Here is a 22,949-nt window from a genome sequence, read left to right on the forward strand (position 1 = left end):
ATTATTTTACTATTATCGTATATTGTATGGTTATTTAAAAATAGAATAGTAATTAATAATTAACTTATCAAAAATATAATCTAATAATTGTAAAAAACGTATAATCATATCAGGCGTTATTTGATGTTTTTCTATCAATTTTTGTTATTAAAATGATGCTTTTGATCATATTATTTACTTATGATTATACCTTGGGTTTATTTATTTTGACTAGACTCCTTTTATTTTTTATATAGTGTAATATTTATCAATATTTTAGTTTGTTAATACTAGGCATGAATCTTATATGTTTTGTTATCCAGTTCCTATTATTGATTATTTGAGGCAATCATTATGTGCGGTATTATAAGTGCTGTTTCTTGTAGAGATATAACTTCTATGTTGCTAGACGGATTATCACGTTTAGAATATAGAGGTTATGATTCCTGTGGTATAGCAATTTATAGTAGGGATAGTTTAAGAAGGGTTCGTAGCATGAAGAGGGTTTCTGACCTGAGCAAACAGATAATAGAGCATAATTTATACGGTTCTATTGGTTTGGCTCATACAAGATGGGCTACACACGGTATACCATCAACGTATAATGCTCATCCACATTTTTCTAGCCTTGATTCAGGGAAACCAAGAATTGCGTTGGTGCATAATGGTATAATAGAAAACTATGATGATCTCAGAATAGAATTACAGAAATGTGGATATAAATTTGAAAGCCAAACTGATACAGAAGTTTTAGTTCATCTTATAAATCATAAATATGATGGTGATATTCTTAGTACTGTTCAAAAAGTTGCTAAGTTGTTAACTGGAGCTTATTCTATATCTGTCTTTTGTGTTGATGAGCCTTATAGAATAATAGGTTCTTGTAAGGGGGCTCCTTTAGTATTGGGTTTAGGTGATGGAGAGAATTTTCTAGCTTCTGATGTCCTGGCTATGGCTGGTAGAGCTAATGAGGTTATATATTTAAATGATGGTGATATAGTAGATGTTCAATATAGTAATTTCTGCATAGTAGATTCTAATAATAAGCTAGCTTATAGGAAAAAGTATCCAAAGAATAGTTTTATGGGGGTTGTAGAATTAGGGGCCTATAGACATTATATGCAAAAAGAGATATTCGAGCAGCCCAGGGCTGTAGCTGATACTTTGCAAGAGGTCAATGTCATATCAGAGGACATCTTTGGATCTAATGCTATAGAAATATTTCGAGATATAGATTCTGTTTTAATAATTGCCTGTGGTACAAGTTACTACGCAGGTATGACTGCAAAATATTGGATAGAATCTATTGCTAAAATTAGAGTTTCAGTTGAGATTGCCAGTGAATATCGTTATAGAGATAGTGTTGTTAATCCTAAGACGCTAGTATTAGTAATATCTCAGTCTGGAGAGACATCTGATACTTTATCGGCACTTAAACATTCGATATCATTGGGAATGAATTACAATATGGCAATATGTAATTCCCAGACTAGTGCTATAGTGAGAGATTGCAAACTTTGCTATATAACTAGAGCTGGTATAGAAATTGGAGTGGCATCAACAAAAGCTTTTACTACACAATTAACAGCATTATTCTTATTATCTATTACTCTTGCAAAAAATCGTTCTATACTTAGCAAGGATGATGAAATTCTCTTTCTAAGAGCTTTGCGTCATTTGCCGGCATCTCTGTCTTCTGTTCTCGATTTAGAGCCTTTAGTAGTTAATTGGGCGAATCATTTTGCTAATAAAGAAAATGCTTTATTCCTTGGTCGTGGAATGCATTATCCAATAGCACTTGAAGGCGCTCTGAAAATGAAGGAGATAAGTTATATACATGCAGAAGCATATCCAGCCGGAGAATTAAAACATGGTCCACTTGCTTTAGTGACCGATAATATGCCGGTTGTAGTAGTTGCGCCAAAAGATAGCTTATTAGAGAAATTAAAATCTAACATGCAAGAAGTCCAAGCAAGGGGTGGAAAATTATATGTTTTTGCTGATTCTGATAGCAGAATCAACGATGATAGCATAAACTTAATAAGAATGCCTGAGCATTATGGAATGCTATCACCTATTTTACACACTATTCCTTTACAGTTATTGGCTTATCACACCGCATGTATACGGGGAACAGATGTTGACAAGCCAAGGAACTTAGCAAAAAGCGTGACAGTGGAATAAATGCTAATATCAAGATATTAGTTCGCTTAATTTTTGTCCTGGGTCTGTAGACTTCATAAATACTTCCCCTATTAAGAATGCATTTATATTTGATTTTCTCATTATTTCTATATCTTCTTTTGAAGAGAATCCACTCTCAGTAATTATTATTTTTTCGTTTGGCACATATTCCTTTAGATTTAATGTGTTATTTATGTCTGTATGGAAACTACCGAGATTTCTATTATTAATTCCAATAAGTTTTGTTTTTAGATGTAATGCCGCGTCAATTTCATGTCGGGTATGCGTTTCTACCAAGACATCCATTCCCAATTCCATTGCAATTGCTTCTAGATCTATTAATTGATTGATATCAAGTATAGATACTATTAATAATATACAATCTGCTCCTATTGATCGTGCTTCTAAAACTTGATAAGGATCTATTACAAAATCTTTACGCAGAATTGGTAAATTACAGGATGATCTAGCTCTAAGTAGGTCCTCACAACATCCATGGAAAAATTCTCTATCAGTTAATACTGATAAGCAAGTTGCCCCATTTTTGGCATAGGTAATGGCAAATTTTTCTGGATCAAAATCTTTTCTTAATATTCCTTTAGATGGAGATGCTTTTTTTATTTCTGCTATAACGCTTGGCAATCCTTGTTGAACCTTTTTTTCTATTGCATCAGCAAAACCCCTGGTAGGATCTTGTTCGCATATTTTTTCAACAAGAGCGGAATTGCTGTTTTTTTGTTTTGCTATTATTATTTCTTCTTTTTTTGCGAGTACAATTTTCTTTAAAATATCATTCATTTTGAGAACTTCCTAGTATAGGCTCTAAATTCTTCTAATTTATCCCTAGCCGATCCGTTTTTTATAATTTCAAAAGCCAATGATACGCCTTGTTTAATGCTATTAGCTTTATTGCCTGCATATATTGCTAGTCCGGCATTTAAGGCAACAATATCCCTGGCAGGTCCATCTAAATTATTTAAAGAGTCTAATATGAGTTGAGCTGATTCTGACCTATTAGATACTCTAATACTTCTATTCGATATCATTGGAATATTATAATCCTCAGGATGAATTTCATACTCTGTTATCATCCCGTTCTTTAATTCCCCAACCATTGTGGCGCTTCCTAATGCCGCTTCATCCATTCCTTCTTTGCCATATATCGTCAAAACATGGTTAGATTTAAGTTTTTTTAGAACTCTAACTTGAATACCCACCAAATCAGAGTGGAAAACTCCCATTAGTTGATTTGCGGCACATGCTGGATTAGTTAGCGGGCCTAGTATATTAAAAATTGTGCGAACTCCAATTTCTTTTCTAACCATAGCAATATTACTCATTGCTTTTTGATGTAGTGGAGCAAACATGAATCCTATTTTAGTATTTTCTATACATTCAATAATATGCATTGGTTCTAGTTCTATATTTACACCTAATTCCTCCAAAACATCAGCACTGCCAGAGGATGAAGATGCACCTCGATTTCCGTGTTTAGCTACTCTAACGCCGGCAGCAGCAGCAACAAACATAGCTGCAGTAGATATATTAAATGTTTGACTGCCATCTCCTCCAGTTCCGCACATATCTAGAAGATTTTCTCTATTTTTAATTGGCACCTGTTTAGAAAATTCTCGTAATGCTAAAGCAGAAGCTGTTATTTCATCAATAGTTTCTTTTTTAACTCTTAATCCTATTAGTATTGCGCTTGAGATTTGTGGTGATAGTTCTCCATTTATCATCATGCTCATTAAGCTGAACATTTCATCATGGAATATCTCCCTATGTTCAATACATCTAGTTAAGACTTCAGTTGCAGTAATAGACACTAATTATTCTCCTATTCTAATTGATCATAAGAAAATTTTTTAACAGCTGATATCCATGTTCACTAAGTATGGATTCTGGATGAAACTGTACGCCAAATACAGGTAATTGTTTATGCCTTATCCCCATAATATCACCATCTGGAGCTGTGGCTGTAACTTCTAGGCATTCAGGAACGGTTGATGGATCTATAGTCAATGAGTTATATCTTATTACTGTATATGGTGATGGTATGCTATGAAAAACGCCAAGCTCATTATGTGATATTTGTATTGTTTTTCCATGCATAACATTATTGGCTCTAATGATATTACCACCAAATGCCTCACCTATGGCTTGATGTCCTAAACATATCCCTAATATTGGTATTTCCCCAGAAAATTCTAATATGGTAGAAATGCTGATTCCAGCTTGAGAAGGAGAGCAAGGTCCTGGAGAAATACATATTCTATCTGGCTTTAGGTCTTTTATGCCTTGAATATCAATCTTATCATTTCTGTACACACACACTTCTTCTCCGAGTTCTCCAAAATATTGAATTATGTTATATGTAAATGAGTCATAATTATCTATCATTAAAAGCATTTTCTTTGATTCCTAATGTTTATAACAATCTAATGTCTATTAATCTAATCCATTTTGCACTTGTTCTGCTGCTCTAAGTATAGCTCTGGCTTTAGCTTCAGTTTCAGCCCATTCTAACTCTGGATCAGAGTCTGCTACTATTCCGGCGGCAGATTGAACATAGAGTATTCCATTCTTAATAATTCCAGTACGTATTGCTATTGCCACGTCCATTTCTCCATTATAGCTCATATATCCAGCAGCTCCTCCGTATATTCCTCTTCTTACTGGTTCCAACTCATCTATTATTTCCATTGCTCGTACTTTTGGAGCGCCTGTTAGCGTACCAGCTGGGAATGCTGATTTTAGAACATCCATATTTCCCATATCTGATTTTAATACTCCTGTGACATTAGATACTAGATGCATAACATGTGAATATCTCTCTATGGTCATGGCATCAGTAACTTTTACTGAGCCAATTTCAGCTACGCGTCCAATATCATTTCTAGCTAGGTCAATAAGCATGACGTGCTCTGCAATTTCTTTTGTATCAGATTTAAGAGACTTTTCTAGCTCAATATCTTGCTCACGAGTACCACCTCTTTTTCTTGTTCCTGCCAGTGGTCTTATTGTAATCTGTGATTTTTTTGCTCCGTTGATTATAATTTTTTCTTGTCTAACTAATATTTCTGGCGATGATCCAACAACTTGGAAATCATCAAAGTTCCAGAAATACATGTAAGGAGAAGGGTTTATTGATCTTAATGATCTATATAATGATAGAGGATTATCCCTAAATGATTTTGTTATTGTTTGACCAATCACTACTTGCATAAGGTCACCGGCCTCAATATACTCTTTAGCTTTTCTTACAGCAGATATATAGTCTTTTTTAGAGAAATTGCGTTGCTCGCTAGTTTGCATACTATTGTGAGAATAAGGTGTCTCTATAGGTTTTTTTAGTCTATTCTTCAGCTCTGTTAGTCTTTTCTGTGTTTTTGAATAGCTCTCTGGTTTGTTAGGATCTGCATATACTATTAGATAAATACGTCCAGCTAAATTATCAACTACTGCCAATTCATCTATATGCAATAACATGATATCAGGTGTCCCTTCCCCCATTCCTAGAGGGAACGGTTTTACCGCAGGTCCTAGACATGGTTCAATATTGCGAACCACATCGTAAGCAAAATATCCAGCCAATCCACCACAAAATCGTAATACTCCAGGCAAAGGAGCGGCTCTAAATCTGGATTGATATTTTTCTATAAAATCAAGAGGATTGCCTTCATGTTTCTCTAAAACCTTACCATTTGTTATGACCTCAGTTGTATTTCCAATAGATCGCAACACTGTTTCTGTTGGCAATCCAATAAAAGAGTACCTCCCAAAACGATCTCCACCCATTACTGATTCGAGCAAACAACTCATTTTCCCAGAGCTATTATTCGAGTATGCAAGCTTAAGATATAACGATAAAGGCGTATCTAAATCTGCATAAGTTTCTGATATTAATGGTATCCTATTATATCCTTGAGATACTAGGTGATTGAATTCTATTTCCGTCATATTTTTTCCATGCTTACTAATAAAAAACCCAGAACTTTAATAAATTGTTCCGGGTTTGATTGAGGTTTTGCTTATTAAAGCAAATTATTTTATTGGGATCTAATAAGAATCATTTACCCGGGCGGAGTACGCCACCAGCGCCACAAAGCGTCATGTGTTTTTTTCAGGAAGTTATGACTCATAATTTTATAATTAGCTATGAAATTGATTTAAATGATCAAAAAATACTACAAAGTAACACTATTATAATGATGAACCCATTGAGAAACTTTTGTCAAGTTATCTATAATTACATCAGCTCCCATTGCTTGTATATTTGAGTTATTATTGTATCCATAGGAAACCAATAAAGTGGCTGCAGTGTTTGCTGACTTAGAGGATAGTACATCATTTAGTGAGTCTCCAACGAATATAGTTTGTTGTGGTTTAATATTCATTTTTTTGCATGCCAGCAATATTTGATCTGGGAAAGGCTTACATTTTTGGCATGTATCCCCACATATAATATATTCAAAAAATGGTAATAAATTAGTGTCTCGTAATATTTTCATAGCTAGTTCTGTTGGTTTGTTGGTTACCACAGATGTTCTGATTTTATTGGTTTTTAATGTTTTTAAGCCATCAAGCACGCCATTATAAACTGTAGTTTTATTTCCGTTTCTTATCTTATAATTTCTTAAAAACGAGTTTTTAGCTTTTGTAAAGTAATCTTTACTTAAGTTTATTTCGCTAGAGTTGAATGATAGAGATTTATTAATAAGACTGTCTACTCCTTTTCCGATAAGATTTTTTACTGCATTTTCAGGTATATTATCTAGAGATATTTCTTTTAGCATGATATTGATAGCATCTGATATATCAGAGATGGAATCAATCATAGTGCCATCTAAATCTATTAGTACCGAATTAATTTCATTCATATATTTTTAGTTAGAATTATCAATTAGATATAGCATTAGATTTCATTAAGCTAATGGCATTAGTATAATTTTCTGAGTTAAAGATAGCAGATCCCGCAACAAATACATTAGCTCCAGCTGCATAAACATCCTTTATATTATTTGCGTTAATTCCTCCATCAACTTGCAAAAATATAGATCCTTCATTAATTTTTTGCCAATGTTCTATAATTTTAGATGCTTCTTTTATTTTTGCTACAGCTGATGGTATGAATTTTTGACCACCCAACCCTGGGTTTACCGACATTATTAATACTAGGTCAATTTTATCTATAATGTAATCTAGATAATTTAGCGAGGTTGAAGGATTAAATGCTAGCCCAGATTTGCATCCATGATCCCTTATTATGGATAATGTTCTATCCAAGTGTTTTGTCGTTTCTGGATGAACGGTAATTATATCAGCCCCACTCTTAGCAAATTTTGGGATAATATTATCTGGAGATTCTACCATTAAGTGTATATCTAAAGGGGCTGTGGTTACAGATCGTATAGATTGGCATGCCATGGGCCCAAGGGTCAGATTTGGCACGTATTGGTTATCCATAACATCTATATGTATCCAATCAGCACCGGATTTTACAACTTTCTCCACTTCTGATCCTAAATAGGCAAAATTAGCTGATAGAATGCTTGGTGCAATTAGAATCGGTGATTTTTTTATATTCATGAAAATTTATCTGAAATGTTAATCTTATAAATATTTGTCGTATTATTGCCTTTGTTTATATCTTGCGCCATACATTTTTACATAGTCTGTTGTTTTAAGCTTTTGATATTAGACTGCTTTAGAGTTTTGAGTGAGAATAATTTTTATTATTAATACATTTTTCTATACTCTCTTAGATTCATATGGCTATACGCAGTATACTTATAATATTGTATTGAAAAATTTCAGAAAATCAGATTGGAATAGTATTCCCAATTGGGGAAAAGAAGATTTTGTACAATTTTGGTCAATATTTTTAAGTAATTGTCAATATATATCTGGTCATGAAAAAAAAAATTCTATTAATGACTATGTGAAGGTAAAGGATTGGAAAAAATATGTTCTATTGCAAGTTCATGGTATGGAGTCATCAACTAGCTGTCAAATGGGCTGTTAACTGTATACTATAAGTCGTTGTTAAGATGTTTTAGATATAAGCATGGTATTTATCAATGGTCAATTATAGGTGTTCCAGAGAACCTTCTTAGAATGGATTTGTCATCAGTTTATCCTGAGTTAAAGTGCAGAGTAATTAGTGGTAGAATTATAAAGGGTATAGTTATTCCATATTATTCAAGAGCAGAAATTGTATTAAAATATGAGTATTTACTAGTTATAGTTTAGACAGATGATTTGATAGATAACTATTTTCTAGGTATTTAAGGTTATGGGAGTGTTTTTTACGGATGAAGATAATATTGGAGAGATAATTAAGCTATCGTTTTCTGATCATAATGGTCATACGTACATATCAATTAGCGATTGGTTAGTGAAATAAGAATCGATAGATAGATATAAGATATCTGTACCTTTTATTAAGTATTGAACAAAACATCATCCGGATAGGATATTTGATTTATTAAATACAAATCCATCTTATATATTTTTTCTGAGAGTGATAAATTAAAATCAGAGCTTGGTCCTACTGGAGCTTGTAGTATAGAGTTGACGGCGATGCGTTCTATTGTTATTAATAGTAATTTTATAACATTATGTACTACAATGTTTATATCATTTAATCTTCCTGATTCTTCTTTATTTTAGCATTTTGTATTCGTGCAAGATACTGGAAGGGGCCCTGGCAGTTTAGATTTATTTATTGATGGCTGTTTTGATTCATGATTGATTGCAGGGAAATTTAAGCAGCCTTGTAATGTATGGATATTACTTCCAAAAGCATAAAATATATATTATTAAATATTATGAATAGAACTGATATAGTTGTTTGCGGAGCAGGTATAGTTGGTCTTTCGACTGCTTTGGCATTATCCCAAAAAAAACAAAATGTTACTATAATTGCACATCGTTATGTAGATAAACCTACATATAACGATGAATATGGATCAAGAATATATGCTATATCGGCATCTAGTCAAAAATTCTTAGAAAGAATAGGCTGTTGGTCTAATATTCCAATTGGCCGTTTAACCGCTGTTATTGGTATGGAAATATATGGGGATGCTTATAGTTCTATGCTTGATTTAAGTTCTTGGCAGTCATCAGTATCACAATTATCTTGGATCGTAGAAGCATCAGAAATTGAGAGATCGTTAGTCAAGGAGCTTATCGATTTGGGAGTATCATGGATCGATGATCGTTGCTCTGGCTATAGTGATGGTATTATGATTACCGAGGGAGGAAAGAGAATATCTGCAGATCTTTTTATTGGAGCAGATGGCTCTAGATCTACATTGCGTGATTTGGCAGGAGTTGCTCGCTCAGTTAAGGATTATAACGAAATCAGTTTAATTGCGAATATCTGTGCTCATGGCTCTCATAGAAGTAAAGCTTTCCAATGGTTTGGGGAGCATGGCATTTTAGCATTATTACCATTGCCTAATCTGTCTTTTGGTAATCAGTTATCCATGGTGTGGTCTACGAACCAAGATATCATTAATTGTTTAAATGACATTAATATTGATCAACAAAAATCATACATAGAGAAGAAATTAAATGAGATTACTTGCCAGAGATTAGGATGTTTGAAGATAGTAAGCAATGAAATATCAAGGTTCAATTTAACATTAGAGAGATCTAGTTTTATTGCCCATGGCATGGCTTTTGTTGGGGATGCGGCTCATAGATTACATCCTCTGGCAGGCCAGGGATTGAATTTAGGATTAGGGGATGCAGAGTCTTTATGTGATATTCTTTTGTCTAAAGCTCCGAACCAGAATTTTGGTGACATTGAGCTCTTAAACAAATATAGCAGAATCAGAAGTAGGCAAGTTTCACGCATGTATTTTGTAACGGATGCTCTACACAAAATTTTTAGCAGTAGATTTCCTCTGATTAAATTAGCTCGTAATTATGGGTTATCTTTTTTAAATAAGGCTTTTTTCCTTAAACCAATAATCGTAAAATTTGCTTCTAAAAATTAATCTCTGGTAATTATCTATTGTACTCTTCTTCTATCGAAATACTTTTGCAGTTATTAAATACATTAAACTTGCTTATTGTTAGTTTTATTGAGATTATTTCTGATAAGCTTTCCAGGAGATTGGTGGCTATCTTGTAAGACAAAGCCTCTATCAATCCAAAATGCTTGCTAGTTGCCACCTTTGTTATAATTTCAACTATACTTCTATAATCCACTACTTGTTCAATGTCATCCATAATGGTATATGAAGATGTTAGTTCTATTTTTGCCTCAATTTTTATTGGCTGTTTATTTTTTATTTCTTTCTCTAAAATGCCTATACTGGAATCTATAATTAAATCGGATATTAATATTTTTCTTGAAAATATCATTAGTTTAAGCCTTATTGAAATTGATAGTTGCCACAATGTTATAACATTTTAATATATTTATGCATTAATTAATTTCTGAATTGACTGTATGTAACTTATATTTTATATTCATTTAATATATCCGCTTCATTGTTACTATTATTTACCATAGTTCCATCTATTACTATAAATAAATCACCAGATGATAGAACAGCTTTGTAAGCGGTTCCATTTTCTAATATAGTTTCTAATAGGGACGCCATTGTTCTTGCTTTTAATTTTTGCATCTAAAATAGGTTTTTTATTTTTATGAATTCTAACTTAACTCCATATTGTATTAGCCATTCTTGTATAGGGATTTCTTTTAGGCCATAAACATAGTTTTTTATGAATGTCTCAGCATCTAAATTTGTTGATTTCCTTATTATATTTTCTATGTGGTTCTCAGTCGCGCCTTTTTTTTTATTCCCTTGTAGAAATTGCGACCATATTTATCCCGCATAAATCTCATAACATCATCCAAAGAGTATTTTCCGTTGCTATCTTTTATTATTGTTGAATCTAGTACTAGCGCAATAATAGATCCTTTAAGGTAATAACTTATTGTTGAGTTTGGGGAGTTTTCATCTTGTTTATAATAACTAGTCCTTGCATCAAAAGAACTTTGTGCCAGAGTTTGCTTTTTTAGGCCAGGGAGACTCATCAATTTATTTATTTTCTTGCATATAATATCTATGTATACGCTATAACTAATTAATTTTGATCTTAAAAGAAAAGCATTCTCATAATATGGTGTAAAATCTTCAAATACCCATAATAATGATGTTTGGTTAGCTTCTTGTAAATTGTATTCGATAAATGCCTCTGGTTTAATTATCTTTACATTCCATGAATGAAAGTATTCATGGCTGAATAATCCCAGTAGTTCTCTATATTTTTCAGAAGGCTCTATTCCAATTATAGGCAAGTATTTTTTCTCTATGCATAAAGCATAAGATGATCTGTGCTCTAGGCCTCCACTATATTTATGACTTATGTTTATAAAAAAATGAATTTATCGCTGCTATCAGAGAAAGGAGATACTTCATTTATAGGATCAAAAAAATTTATTTGTGATTCACATATTTTTGTATATCCTCAGTAATTTTATTAGTATCTATTTTGTACGAGTCTCCTGAAAATACTATTTCATGTATAATTCCGCCAGAGAAGAAACTGCTTATTTTTGATCTTCCAATTTCAACAGGATGATCTATAAGCTAATCATAACATTTGGAGGAATAGGTCCAGAATTCTGTGTCTTTATTGGTAGATTCTATTTCTAATTTTGTTAAGCTGGTAATATATGTTCCAGTTACTGATTTTTCTTATTTGTAGAATACACTTAGCATCTTGTTTTCCATCTACTTGTAAAAATAATCTAGTATCCAAGAATGATTGTTAATTTTTTTTGTTGTTAGAGCAACATCTTCCGAATAAGCTAGTATGGCTTCCATGTTTCTGGAGAAATCTCTTATAACATAGTTTCCTGGCGTCCATGCACGCATTGATAGTATTTTCCCATTCTGGTTTGGTTCATTTATTTTTATTTGAACTTTATATCCATGTCCTGGAATATCAAACATATCTAATTGATAGTTTATTGACTTTTCCATGGTTATTTAGTTAGTGGCTATAATTTATTTTTTAATTTTAATTTTGGATTTAAATTTTTTGTGAGCTTAACAGAATTCAAAAATAGTCTACTAGGCTCTATGATAATTTAAAATGTTATAATTTCCCAGTATATGTTGCTTGTGAGAATCTTATAATGTATTTTGTGGTGAGGCTTATAATCTTTCAGTGGATGATAGCAGTGGTTTTTTCATCTATTGGTTTGGCAATAGACTGGAGAATAGGTGCTTCATTTTTTTTAGGTTGTTCTGCATATTTAATTCCTATTTCTATCTTTGTTGTATATATGTGTTTGATACCTAATGTTATTAACTACAGGGAACAAGCCTGTCTTTTCTTTGTTGGTAATTTTATTAAATTAATCTTTGCTGTTTTTCTTATATGGTTTTTTGTTTTTTTATATTCAGAAAATATATCCTGGTTTTTCTATTTATCTGGTTTGTTTTTTTCTCTTAAAGGTTACTTGTTACTATTAATCTTTAAAAGATTTATGTAGAATATAATTTTCTAAAACTACTCGTTAAATATTATTTAACAATTGGAGCAACAGGATTTAGTTATGGTTTCTTCCCATGAAGTGTCACCTCAGTCCTTCTATATACAGCACCATTTAGTGCACATGAATAATATTGGGAAACAACAAGAGTCTATAGTTCAATTTAATGTAATAAACTATGATTCACTATTTTGGTCAGTATCTACAGGGATTTTAGTTGTTTTTTTATTATGGCTTGTGGCAAGACGATCAACAAGTGGGGTCCCAGGTCGTTTTCAGGCATTTGTTGAGATGATTGTAGATATGGTTGATGAGCAGTCGAGATCTATTATAAGTAGTGCAGATAGCAGAAAGTTTGTTTCTCCGTTGGCTCTTACTATTTTTGTTTGGATTGTTTTGATGAATGCTCTGGATTTTCTTCCAGTTGATCTTTTTTCAGCCATATTTAAGATTTTAGGTGTTGGGAATCATCATGATAGTTTATTTTATTATCATAGAGCGCTTCCTACTGCTGATTTGAATATTCCTATTGGCATGTCCTTGGGTGTTTTATTATTAACTTTGTATTACGGCATAAAGGTAAAACATACTAGAGGATTTTTCAATGATCTATTCTTTGCTCCGTTTCATGCTAGTGGTTTAACCTCTTTGATTATTGCTCCTGCTAATTTGCTATTGAACTTAGTGGAGTATTTTGCTAAAACTGTTTCCTTAGGAATGAGGTTGTTTGGGAATATGTTTGCTGGCGAACTAGTCTTTATGCTTATAGCTTTATTAGGGGGTTCTTGGAGTGGTTTTAATGGTCTGAGTTACGCTTTAGGGTTTACTCATTTATTAGCTGGTTCACTCTGGGCTATTTTCCACATTCTAATAGTGATTTTGCAGGCGTTTATTTTTATGATGTTAACGCTTGTTTATATTGGACAGGCACATGATGGTCATTAGGTTTTATAGTGCCCGTATGATTTTTTATTATCTTTTTTACTTTTTATTTATCTTGTAATTTAGGAGTTTATTATGACTAATGCTGCCCTTGTTGCTATTTCTTGTGCTTTCATTGTAGGTTTAGGTGCTATTGGGGCTTGTATAGGTATTGCGATTATGGGAGGAAAATATCTAGAAGCATCTGCTCGTCAACCTGAATTAATGAATGCTTTGCAAACAAAAATGTTTTTGTTAGCTGGCTTGATAGATGCTGCATTTTTAATAGGTGTTGGTATAGCAATGCTGTTTGCTTTTGCCAATCCTTTTGTTGCTTAGTAGGTTTAGAAAATATTTATAAAACTTTTATTAGTTTTATTTGTTTTTTAGAAAGTACAGTTATTGGAGATATTAAACCGTGAATTTAAATGCGACGATTTTTTTTCAGATGGTTGTGTTTTTTATTTTGGGATTGGCCACTATGGTATTTGTTTGGCCTAATCTCATAAAAGTAATTGATGAGCGTCGCAAAAAAATATCCGACGGTTTATCAGCGGCAGAGAAGAGTATTGCTGAGCTTTCTATTGTTAATGATCGTGTTAAGCTGATAGCAGATAATGCAAAAAAAGAGGCGCATGAACGTATATCTAATGCCGAGAGGCAGGTATCTGATATTATTGACAAAGCTAAATCTGATGCTGAGTCAGAAAGATCAAAAATCATAGCTCAAGCTCAACAAGATACAGAGATTATTATTCGCAATGCCAGAGATTTATTAAGAGAAGATGTTGCTATTCTAGCAATAAAAGGGGCGGAACAAATACTTCGACGTGAAGTTGATCTAAATGAGCATAGAGATATATTAGATCGTCTTAAGTCTGAGTTATAGATTTTTGGATAGATTTTATGATAATGTTTTTGACAGTAGCTAGAAAGTATGCTGAAGCACTATTTTCTGTGATTCAAGATAAAAGCACATCATCTTTGGATTTTTGGTCCTTAGTTCTGAATGATGCTGCTAGGGTTGTGTCTAACAGTGATGTGGAGCAGTTTATTTCTAATCCAATTATTGGCAAGCTAGAAAAACTAGAAGCATTAAAAAATTTGTTAAGTCCTGAAGCTCCTAAGATGTTTTTCAATCTTATAGAATTACTTATAGAGCGTAATAATTTATTGATATTGCCTTATGTTTCTGAACAATTTTTGAGATTAAAGAATAATTATGAAGGTGTTGGCGTAGCTAAGATTTTTACCGCTTTTTCTTTATCTGCAGACCAGATTAAAAGTTTAATTGCTAAATTAGAGAGTCTAACAGGGTTGATTTTAAGGCCTAAAATTCTTGTTGATGAATCACTCATTGGCGGGGTCAAAATTTTTATCGAAGACAAAGTGTTTGACATCTCAGTTAAAAATAGTTTGACTAGAATGCAAGAAGTCTTGTCGGCCTTGTAAACAATAAATTTTCAGGAGTTAATATGCAACTAAATCCCTCAGAGATTAGTGAGTTTATAAAAAGACGTATCGAGGGTATGGATTCAGAAGTAGATGTTCGTACAAGTGGTGTTGTTGTTTCTGTTACTGATGGTATTACTCGCATATACGGATTGTCGGATGTTATGCAAGGAGAGATGTTAGAGTTTTCTAATAATTCTATAGGTCTTGCTCTTAATCTCGAGCGTGATTCTGTAGGAGCTGTTGTTTTAGGAGACTATACTGGTATTTCTGAAGGAGACATTGTTAGAACAACAGGCCGCATATTAGAAGTCCCGGTTGGATATGGATTACGTGGACGTGTAGTTAATGCACTTGGTGAGCCTATAGATGGTAGAGGATCTATAAAACATGATGCTACTGACATTATAGAGAAAGTTGCTCCTGGTGTTATTGATCGACGTACAGTTTCTCAGCCTTTACAAACAGGCATTAAGTCTATAGATTCTATGGTTCCTATAGGCAGGGGGCAGCGTGAACTTATTATTGGAGATAGGCAGACGGGAAAGACTAGTGTGGCTATTGATACAATTATTAATCAGAAAAATAGTGGCGTTACCTGTATTTATGTGGCTATTGGCCAAAAGGCAGCTTCAATTAACAATGTTGTTAGGAAATTAGAAGAATATGGCGCTTTGGAATATACTATAATAGTGGCCGCTACTGCTTCCGACTCTGCAGCTATGCAATATATAGCTCCATATTCAGGATGTACAATGGGTGAGTACTTTAGAGATAGAGGCGAAGATGCACTTATCGTATATGATGATCTAACAAAGCAAGCATGGGCTTATAGGCAGATATCATTATTATTGAAACGTCCTCCTGGTAGAGAAGCATATCCAGGAGACGTGTTTTATTTGCATTCTCGTTTGCTTGAGAGATCTGCTAGGGTTAGTGAGAATTATGTAGAGAAATTTACCAAAGGTGTTGTTAAAAATAAAACTGGCTCTCTAACATCTTTGCCAATAATTGAAACTCAGGCTGGTGATGTTTCAGCGTTTGTGCCAACAAATGTTATTTCAATCACTGATGGACAGATATTTTTGGAAACTGATTTGTTCAATGCTGGAATTAGACCAGCTATTAATGCTGGCATATCTGTTTCTAGGGTTGGTGGATCAGCTCAAACTAAGATTATTAAAAAATTATCTGGTGGGATTAGAACTGACTTGGCTCAGTATAGAGAATTAGCTGCTTTTTCTCAATTTTCTTCTGATTTGGATGAGGCAACACGTCGTCAGTTAGATAGAGGTAAAAGAGTAGTTGAATTGCTTAAACAAGCGCAATATCAACCATTAAAGGTGTGGGAGCAGGCTCTATTATTATTCTCTTTGAATAGAGGTTTTATGGACGATGTAAATGTTTCAGACATCGCTTTATTTGAAAGGTTCATAAAGGATTTCTTTATAAAAAATTACTCTTCAATTATTGATAGGATTGAAAATAGTAAGGATTTATGCCAGAAAGATGAGAAAGATTTATCTTTGGCTATTCAGAATTTTAAAGAACTTAATACTTTTTAAGTGGGCTTATTAGCATTTTTGGTTAGGAAATATCAATGCCTGGGATTAAAGAAATTCGTAGTAAGATTAAGAGTGTGCAGAGCACTAGTAAAATTACTAGAGCCATGGAGATGGTTGCCGCCTCTAAGATGAGGAAGGCTCAAGATAGGATGAAGATATTCCGTCCTTATGCTAGTAATATGCGTAGGATAGCCATTCATCTTATGCAGGGAAATCCAGAATATTCTCATCCTTATTTAATTGAAAGAAAAATTTCTGCGGTTGGGATAATTTTAGTTTCTACAGATAAGGGTTTATGCGGAGGAATGAATACTAATATAAGTAGATTGGTATTATCTAAACTTAAAGAATTTAATAAAGATAATATAGAGGTATATACGTCTGCATTTGGTCAAAAAAGCCTCAATCTTCTTACCCGCATAGGTAGTAATTTATTATCGCAAGAGACCCAATTAGGTGATGTTCCTGACATCAGTAGATTATTGCCAGTTATGGATGTTCAGTTAAAGGCGTATATGGAAGGTAAGATAGATTCTTTATATGTCGCTTCAACTCGATTTGTGAATACAATGAGGCAGGAACCAATATTTTCGAGATTTTTGCCATTATCAGTGAATCTAGATGATCCGTATCATAAAATTGATAAAGACTATACTTCTGATAATGCAAATGTTTACAATTGGGACTATATTTATGAGCCAGATGCTAAATCTGTAATAGATAATCTTTTGGATCGTTATGTGGATTGTTTGTTGTATCAGGCTATAGTTGAAAATATGGCTTCAGAACAGTCTGCAAGAATGGTTGCGATGAAAGCAGCCTCCGATAATGCAAAAAGAGTTATTGATGATTTGCAGATGATATACAACAAGAATCGCCAGACAGCGATTACTAAAGAAATCTCTGAAATCGTTAGCGGCGCATCAGCTGTTTAAAGTATGTTTAAGTATAAATATTCTTATAGTAAGGAATTATAATGAACAATGGAATCATCGTTCAGTGTGTTGGAGCCGTAGTAGATATTCAGTTTCCAAAAAATAATATACCAGGTATACATGAAGCACTTAATGTCATAGATGATAATTCTTTTATGGAAAAGAATCTGACATTGGAAGTTCAACAACAATTAGGTGATGGCATTGTACGTACGATTGCCTTAGGTTCTAGTGATGGTCTAAGTCGAGGAATGAGAATCATTCGCACGAATGGTCCTATTTCTGTACCGGTTGGAGATGGAACTTTAGGTCGAATAATGAATGTATTAGGTAAGCCCATTGATGAGGCTGGTCCAATTATTCATGAGAAAACTAGGTCTATTCATCAAGATGCTCCACGATTTGAAGATTTATCTCCATCAGTAGAGCTTTTAGAAACAGGGATTAAGGTAATAGATCTTGTATGTCCTTTTGCAAAGGGAGGAAAGGTTGGATTGTTTGGAGGAGCTGGTGTCGGTAAAACTGTTAATATGATGGAGCTTATTAACAATATTGCTAAGCAACATAGCGGTCTATCAGTATTTGCAGGTGTAGGTGAACGCACTAGAGAAGGTAACGATTTCTATCATGAGATGGCTGAGTCAAAGGTTTTAGATAAAGTTGCAATGGTATTTGGCCAAATGAATGAGCCACCTGGTAATAGATTGAGAGTTGCTCTCACAGGGTTAACTATAGCAGAGAAATTTCGTGATGATGGTCGGGATGTACTGTTTTTTATAGATAATATATATCGTTATACGTTAGCTGGTACAGAGGTTTCTGCATTATTGGGAAGAATGCCTTCAGCTGTGGGTTATCAGCCCACACTTGCTGAGGAAATGGGCAAATTACAGGAACGTATAACTTCCACAAAAAAAGGCTCTATTACCTCAATACAGGCTGTTTACGTTCCAGCTGATGACCTTACTGATCCATCACCAGCTACAACTTTTCAGCATTTAGACTCTACAGTCGTTTTATCTAGGGATATTGCGGCTTTAGGTATTTATCCTGCTGTAGATCCACTGGATTCAACTAGCCGTCAACTTAATCCTCAGATTGTAGGGGATGAGCATTATAAAGTTGCCAGACAGGTCCAACAAACATTACAAAGGTATAAGGATTTACGCGACATAATAGCAATTTTGGGTATGGATGAATTATCTCAGGATGATAAAGTTGTAGTTTCAAGAGCGAGAAAAATTCAAAGATTTTTATCTCAGCCATTTCATGTTGCTGAAGTTTTTACAGGATCGCCAGGCAAGTATGTTCCTTTAGTAGAAACTATACGTGGTTTTAAGATGATAGTTGAAGGTGAATGCGATAGCTTACCAGAGCAGGCTTTTTATATGGTTGGGTCTATAGACGAAGCATTTGAAAAATCTGATAAATTATTAAATGAGTAATTTGTCATGAATAATTTTATCACTGTTAATATTGTTAGCATATCAGAGTTGTTATTCTCGGGTAATGCTAAGTTTGTTCTTCTGCCAGCCGAATTTGGAGATATAGGCATATTGCCTGGACATGTGCCCCTAATTTCTCTTATTCGTACTGGCATGCTAAAAATAATTTGTCCAGATGATTCAGAGCATAGCATTTTTGTAGCTGGTGGTATATTAGAGGTTCAGCCAAAAGAAGTAACTGTATTAGCAGATACAGCTGTTATAGCTACGGAATTAGATGAAGTGAAAATTATAGAAGCTCGTAAGAAGGCAGAAGAAGTTTTGAGAAATAATAAAGACAGGACTGATATAGCGAGTGTTGAAATGGAATTAAATATGCTTGCAGTGCAGGCAAAAACAGTTCGTAAGTTTGGTAAAGCTAGAGTATACTGATTACAGCTCTAGCTATATATTGATTTATAAAAGGTGGTGTTTCCATATGTTGAAAAATGATATCCTGTTGCGCTCTTTGTTCCGTGAACATGTTGAATATACTCCAATTTGGCTAATGAGGCAGGCTGGCAGGTATCTACCTGAGTATAGAAAAGTACGAGAACTTGCTGGATCTTTTATGAGTTTGTTAACGAATCCAGATTATGCTTGTGAGGTTACTCTTCAGCCATTGAGAAGGTATAATCTTGATGCTGTTATATTGTTTTCAGATATTCTTACTATTCCAAATGCTATGGGTCTCGGTTTGAGTTTTACTGATGGGTTAGGACCTAGTTTTACCTGTAAAATAAGGACGGAGGATGATATAAAAAGATTTTTGTCTGTTCCAGATATGAATTCTTTAGGTTATGTTTTTGACACTATAAAGTTGGTGAATAATGAGTTAAAACAAAAAGTTCCACTTATAGGTTTTTCTGGAAGTCCGTGGACGCTAGCTTGTTATATGGTTGAAGGACAATCATCTAAAGACTTTGCTAATATAAAAAAGATGTTATATTCAAGGCCTGATTTGTTGCATAAAATATTAGAGATAAACACTGAATCTATTATTCAATATTTAAATTTTCAGATTGATGCTGGTGTAGATGCTTTAATGCTGTTTGATACTTGGGGTGGTATTCTTACTGGCACAGCTTTTAAAGATTTTTCCTTGGCTTATAATAAAAAAATATTTGATAGTTTAAATAGAATAGTTGGAGATAGAAGAATCCCTGTTGTTAGTTTTACTAAAGGAGGTTCTCTGTGGCTGAAAGATATAGTTAAAAGTGGTTGTGATGCAATAGGTTTAGATTGGACCATTGATATGGCAGAGGCTAGACGCATTACATCTGACTCAGTTGCTCTGCAGGGAAATCTAGATCCATTGGCGTTATTAGGTAATCATAGTTTATTGCGATCAGAAGCTAGAAACATCATAGAATCTTTTGGTTTTGTTGGTAATAGTGGTCATGTTTTTAATATTGGACATGGATTAACTCCTAGTACAGATCCAGATGCTGTGGCAGAGCTGATTGAAGAGGTTCATTCTTACAGTAGATTATTTCACGTATAATTATAATGTTGTTATATTTATTCACAAGATATTAACTATGTTTATTTTTTTGTATTGTTAGCTTTTTAATTTTAAATGGCGCTAACTATTTGAATTTTAATGAATAAATTGGTTAATATTTTCTTATTAATTTTCCTATATAATTTTTTATGATTATTTCCACTGGATATTTATAGATTTTCCACAGAGTTATCCACAGATATATGTTTCTTTGTCTGTGGATTTTCTTTCTTTGATTCAGCAGTTGTTTTTTCAATGATTTTATAACGAATAATATTTTTATATTAAATGCCTAGTCAGAGTGAGTTATTAATTTCTTATAATTGGTTATGTGTGGCATTGAATTTGCCTTTGTTTTCTACTTTTGATTACAAAAGTACTGGTAGCATCGCCATTGGTTCTAGAGTAATAGTGCCTTTTGGCAAGAGGACGTTAATAGGTATAGTAATTAATGTTCTAGAAAAGCCATCTATAGATGCATCTCAGGTTAGAGAGATTTTAAATGTATTAGATGATTTGCCACCGTTTTTGCCAGATTGGTTAAGGTTGCTTGAGTTTACTGCCGATTATTATCAAAGACCTTTGGGAGAAGTTATGTTCTCTGTAATACCATCACCATTACGAGATATATCTTCATATAAAGGAGAATGTAGTTTAGGTGGCCCTACTATAAAGTTAAAAAAGAAAAATAATTGTGTTCCATCTGTTTCAATTTTATCACGAATGGATACATTTGATGCAATATTGAATGAAGAACAAAAAAAGGCTATAGATATAATCAATTCATTAAAAGAATTTAAGGCTGTACTATTATATGGGATAACAGGTAGTGGCAAGACAGAAGTTTATCTTAGAGCAGCTCGTAATGTATTGCAGAATTCTAGCAAGCAAATACTGTTTTTAATTCCCGAGATAAATTTAACTCCACAATTAGAGAAGGTTGTAAGAAATAATCTTGTTGGTATTGTAAGTGATGAAGATATATTAGTAATGCATAGTAAACTAACTATGAGCTCTAAATTAGATGTTTGGTCTAGAGCTCAGAATTCTAAATTTAGAGTTCTTTTAGGCACAAGAATGTCTGTATTTGTGCCATTTTCTAATATAGGGTTAATAGTTGTAGATGAGGAACATGATACTTCTTATAAGCAACAAAATGGATTGAGATATTCTGCTAGAGATCTAGGTGTTTGGAGAGCTCGTTATTTAAATATTCCAATAATTTTAGGATCAGCGACCCCTGCATTGGAAACATGGAATAATGCAGAAACAGGTCATTATTTGCGTATTTATTTAAAGAGGAAGGCAATGGAGTTTAATGTTCCTGATATAAAATTAATAAATACCAAGAAATTTCGCCCAAAGAATGGTTTAACAGCTCCACTAATAGAGGCTATAGAAGATCGTTTAAAAAAGAAAGAGCAATCCTTGATATTTATTAATAGAAGGGGTTATTCACCGGTATTCTGTTGTTTTTCTTGTGACTGGGTTAGCAAGTGTCCTAGATGCACAGCTTTTACTGTTTTGCATAGTGTTTCTGATAATCAGACAGGAAAGTTGCATTGTCATCATTGTGGCTACTATATGGTAGCTCCATTATCTTGTCCTGAATGTGGAGATCAGGACTTGAGGCCTGTAGGTAGTGGCACTCAGAGAATAGAGGAAGCTTTAATAGAATTGTTTCCTAATGCTAACATTATTAGAATAGATGCTGATAGTACAAAGCGCAAGGGCAGCATAGCTTCTTTGTTGAATGATGTAAATAATGGAGTTGTTGATATATTGATAGGCACTCAGATGCTTGCAAAAGGACATGATTTTTTGAGAGTTAGTTTAGTAGGGGTTATTAATTCTGATGCTATGATTTTCTGTCAAGATTTTCGTGCCCCAGAGCATTTATTTTCTCAATTAATACAGGTTTCTGGAAGGGCTGGACGACATCTAAATGGAGGTGAGGTTCTTATACAAACGTCTTTTCCTGAGCATATGATCTATAAATTTGTTATAGACCAAGATTATGAAAGTTTTGCTAAGTATTTATTAAATCTGAGATCAATAGCCAATCTCCCACCGTATTCATATCAAGCTTTATTGAGTGTTGAGTCTAAAAACTTAAACGCAGCAATGGATTTCTTGTATAAATCTAGAGAAATAATAAAAAAGAAGGTTTCTATTGATTTTGACTATTTATCTTTCATAACTTGTTATGACCCAGTTCCTTCTAGAATAGTGCGTATAGCAGATGTTGAGCGTGCTCAGATTCTAGTAGAGAGTAAACATAGATCATTATTAATAACTTTCCTGAAAGTATGGCTAAGACATATTAGAGCTCTAGTAAGCAAAAAAAATAAAGTTAAGTGGCATATAGATGTTGATCCATTGGAAATATGATTATTA

The 22,949-nt window shown here is 33.4% G+C and carries 25 protein-coding genes; 15 read left to right on the forward strand and 10 right to left on the reverse strand.

Translation table 11 applies throughout. From position 1 onward, the window contains the following. Window positions 1–333 precede the first annotated feature (333 nt). Window positions 334–2,163 (forward strand): glutamine--fructose-6-phosphate transaminase (isomerizing), encoded by a 1,830-nt coding sequence (glmS, locus tag CKBE_RS01075; RefSeq protein WP_015389943.1) that lies wholly within the window; start codon window positions 334–336, stop codon window positions 2,161–2,163. Window positions 2,164–2,172: 9 nt separating this feature from the next. Here glmS and trpC read toward each other — a convergent pair whose 3' ends face one another. From trpC to rpe, 6 genes are all read right to left on the reverse strand, one after another. Beyond that, a complete protein-coding gene (trpC, locus tag CKBE_RS01080) occupies window positions 2,173–2,961 on the reverse strand; it encodes an indole-3-glycerol phosphate synthase TrpC (protein ID WP_015237763.1) in 789 nt (262 codons plus the stop codon). Next, window positions 2,958–3,989 carry an anthranilate phosphoribosyltransferase gene (trpD, locus tag CKBE_RS01085; RefSeq protein ID WP_015389944.1) on the reverse strand — a complete coding sequence of 344 codons (1,032 nt, stop codon included), beginning with the start codon at window positions 3,987–3,989 and terminating at the stop codon, window positions 2,958–2,960. Before trpD ends, trpC begins: the two co-directional genes overlap by 4 nt. Before the next feature lie 16 nt (window positions 3,990–4,005). Further along, window positions 4,006–4,572, reverse strand: a complete 567-nt coding sequence (locus CKBE_RS01090; protein WP_015389945.1) for an anthranilate synthase component II — start codon at window positions 4,570–4,572, stop codon at window positions 4,006–4,008. Between the two features lie 39 nt (window positions 4,573–4,611). Further along, window positions 4,612–6,123, reverse strand: a complete 1,512-nt coding sequence (trpE, locus tag CKBE_RS01095; protein ID WP_015389946.1) for an anthranilate synthase component I — start codon at window positions 6,121–6,123, stop codon at window positions 4,612–4,614. Between the two features lie 227 nt (window positions 6,124–6,350). Continuing rightward, window positions 6,351–7,043 carry an HAD-IA family hydrolase gene (locus tag CKBE_RS01100; protein ID WP_015237767.1) on the reverse strand — a complete coding sequence of 231 codons (693 nt, stop codon included), beginning with the start codon at window positions 7,041–7,043 and terminating at the stop codon, window positions 6,351–6,353. 19 nt (window positions 7,044–7,062) lie between these two features. Continuing rightward, window positions 7,063–7,752, reverse strand: coding sequence for a ribulose-phosphate 3-epimerase (gene rpe, locus CKBE_RS01105; RefSeq protein ID WP_015237768.1), 690 nt, complete (start codon window positions 7,750–7,752; stop codon window positions 7,063–7,065). Window positions 7,753–7,966: 214 nt separating this feature from the next. On the opposite strand from rpe, the gene CKBE_RS01110 reads away from it, so the two are divergent. From CKBE_RS01110 to CKBE_RS01115, 3 genes are all read left to right on the forward strand, one after another. Continuing rightward, the gene (locus tag CKBE_RS01110; protein ID WP_192811404.1) at window positions 7,967–8,188 is read left to right on the forward strand and encodes a hypothetical protein; all 222 of its coding nucleotides are present in this window, start codon (window positions 7,967–7,969) and stop codon (window positions 8,186–8,188) included. A 17-nt stretch (window positions 8,189–8,205) separates the two neighbouring features. After that, complete coding sequence (locus CKBE_RS03915; protein WP_157861885.1) at window positions 8,206–8,415, forward strand: MltA domain-containing protein; 210 nt, start codon at window positions 8,206–8,208, stop codon at window positions 8,413–8,415. A 578-nt stretch (window positions 8,416–8,993) separates the two neighbouring features. After that, window positions 8,994–10,172 (forward strand): FAD-dependent monooxygenase, encoded by a 1,179-nt coding sequence (locus tag CKBE_RS01115; protein WP_041572279.1) that lies wholly within the window; start codon window positions 8,994–8,996, stop codon window positions 10,170–10,172. 10 nt (window positions 10,173–10,182) lie between these two features. Here the strand turns inward: CKBE_RS01115 and CKBE_RS01120 are convergent, their stop codons facing one another. The 4 genes from CKBE_RS01120 to CKBE_RS03890 all read right to left on the reverse strand — a co-directional run bounded on the left by CKBE_RS01120 (window position 10,183) and on the right by CKBE_RS03890 (window position 12,176). Next, a complete protein-coding gene (locus tag CKBE_RS01120; protein WP_015237770.1) occupies window positions 10,183–10,542 on the reverse strand; it encodes a dihydroneopterin aldolase in 360 nt (119 codons plus the stop codon). 95 nt (window positions 10,543–10,637) lie between these two features. Then, entirely contained in the window at window positions 10,638–10,808 is a 171-nt protein-coding gene (locus CKBE_RS03955) for a PDZ domain-containing protein (protein ID WP_157861886.1), read from the reverse strand. 146 nt (window positions 10,809–10,954) lie between these two features. Beyond that, a complete protein-coding gene (locus CKBE_RS03885) occupies window positions 10,955–11,488 on the reverse strand; it encodes a M61 family metallopeptidase (protein WP_015237771.1) in 534 nt (177 codons plus the stop codon). Between the two features lie 436 nt (window positions 11,489–11,924). Continuing rightward, window positions 11,925–12,176, reverse strand: a complete 252-nt coding sequence (locus tag CKBE_RS03890; RefSeq protein ID WP_015237772.1) for a M61 family metallopeptidase — start codon at window positions 12,174–12,176, stop codon at window positions 11,925–11,927. Between the two features lie 164 nt (window positions 12,177–12,340). Here CKBE_RS03890 and CKBE_RS01130 point away from each other — a divergent pair, with 164 nt between their 5' ends. From CKBE_RS01130 to priA, 11 genes are all read left to right on the forward strand, one after another. Beyond that, window positions 12,341–12,691 carry a hypothetical protein gene (locus CKBE_RS01130; protein WP_420804535.1) on the forward strand — a complete coding sequence of 117 codons (351 nt, stop codon included), beginning with the start codon at window positions 12,341–12,343 and terminating at the stop codon, window positions 12,689–12,691. A 63-nt stretch (window positions 12,692–12,754) separates the two neighbouring features. Then, on the forward strand, window positions 12,755–13,636 hold the full coding sequence (atpB, locus tag CKBE_RS01135) for a F0F1 ATP synthase subunit A (RefSeq protein WP_015237774.1): 882 nt from the start codon (window positions 12,755–12,757) through the stop codon (window positions 13,634–13,636). A gap of 72 nt (window positions 13,637–13,708) precedes the next feature. After that, complete coding sequence (atpE, locus tag CKBE_RS01140) at window positions 13,709–13,951, forward strand: F0F1 ATP synthase subunit C (protein ID WP_015237775.1); 243 nt, start codon at window positions 13,709–13,711, stop codon at window positions 13,949–13,951. Between the two features lie 79 nt (window positions 13,952–14,030). Next, complete coding sequence (locus CKBE_RS01145) at window positions 14,031–14,501, forward strand: F0F1 ATP synthase subunit B (RefSeq protein ID WP_015389949.1); 471 nt, start codon at window positions 14,031–14,033, stop codon at window positions 14,499–14,501. Between the two features lie 17 nt (window positions 14,502–14,518). Further along, window positions 14,519–15,064: a F0F1 ATP synthase subunit delta gene (locus CKBE_RS01150; protein ID WP_041571759.1), complete on the forward strand. Its 546-nt coding sequence runs from the start codon at window positions 14,519–14,521 to the stop codon at window positions 15,062–15,064. A gap of 23 nt (window positions 15,065–15,087) precedes the next feature. After that, window positions 15,088–16,629: a F0F1 ATP synthase subunit alpha gene (gene atpA / locus CKBE_RS01155; protein WP_015389950.1), complete on the forward strand. Its 1,542-nt coding sequence runs from the start codon at window positions 15,088–15,090 to the stop codon at window positions 16,627–16,629. A 35-nt stretch (window positions 16,630–16,664) separates the two neighbouring features. Further along, on the forward strand, window positions 16,665–17,564 hold the full coding sequence (gene atpG / locus CKBE_RS01160) for a F0F1 ATP synthase subunit gamma (protein WP_015237779.1): 900 nt from the start codon (window positions 16,665–16,667) through the stop codon (window positions 17,562–17,564). Between the two features lie 41 nt (window positions 17,565–17,605). Next, window positions 17,606–19,009, forward strand: coding sequence for a F0F1 ATP synthase subunit beta (gene atpD, locus CKBE_RS01165; RefSeq protein WP_015237780.1), 1,404 nt, complete (start codon window positions 17,606–17,608; stop codon window positions 19,007–19,009). A 6-nt stretch (window positions 19,010–19,015) separates the two neighbouring features. After that, window positions 19,016–19,441 carry a F0F1 ATP synthase subunit epsilon gene (locus tag CKBE_RS01170; protein ID WP_015237781.1) on the forward strand — a complete coding sequence of 142 codons (426 nt, stop codon included), beginning with the start codon at window positions 19,016–19,018 and terminating at the stop codon, window positions 19,439–19,441. Between the two features lie 46 nt (window positions 19,442–19,487). Further along, complete coding sequence (hemE, locus tag CKBE_RS01175) at window positions 19,488–20,552, forward strand: uroporphyrinogen decarboxylase (RefSeq protein WP_015389951.1); 1,065 nt, start codon at window positions 19,488–19,490, stop codon at window positions 20,550–20,552. A gap of 288 nt (window positions 20,553–20,840) precedes the next feature. After that, window positions 20,841–22,943: a replication restart helicase PriA gene (priA, locus tag CKBE_RS01180; RefSeq protein ID WP_015237783.1), complete on the forward strand. Its 2,103-nt coding sequence runs from the start codon at window positions 20,841–20,843 to the stop codon at window positions 22,941–22,943. Window positions 22,944–22,949: the final 6 nt, after the last annotated feature.

It is taken from the genome of Candidatus Kinetoplastibacterium blastocrithidii (ex Strigomonas culicis) (genome assembly GCF_000319245.1).
Taxonomy (GTDB): domain Bacteria; phylum Pseudomonadota; class Gammaproteobacteria; order Burkholderiales; family Burkholderiaceae_B; genus Kinetoplastidibacterium; species Kinetoplastidibacterium blastocrithidiae.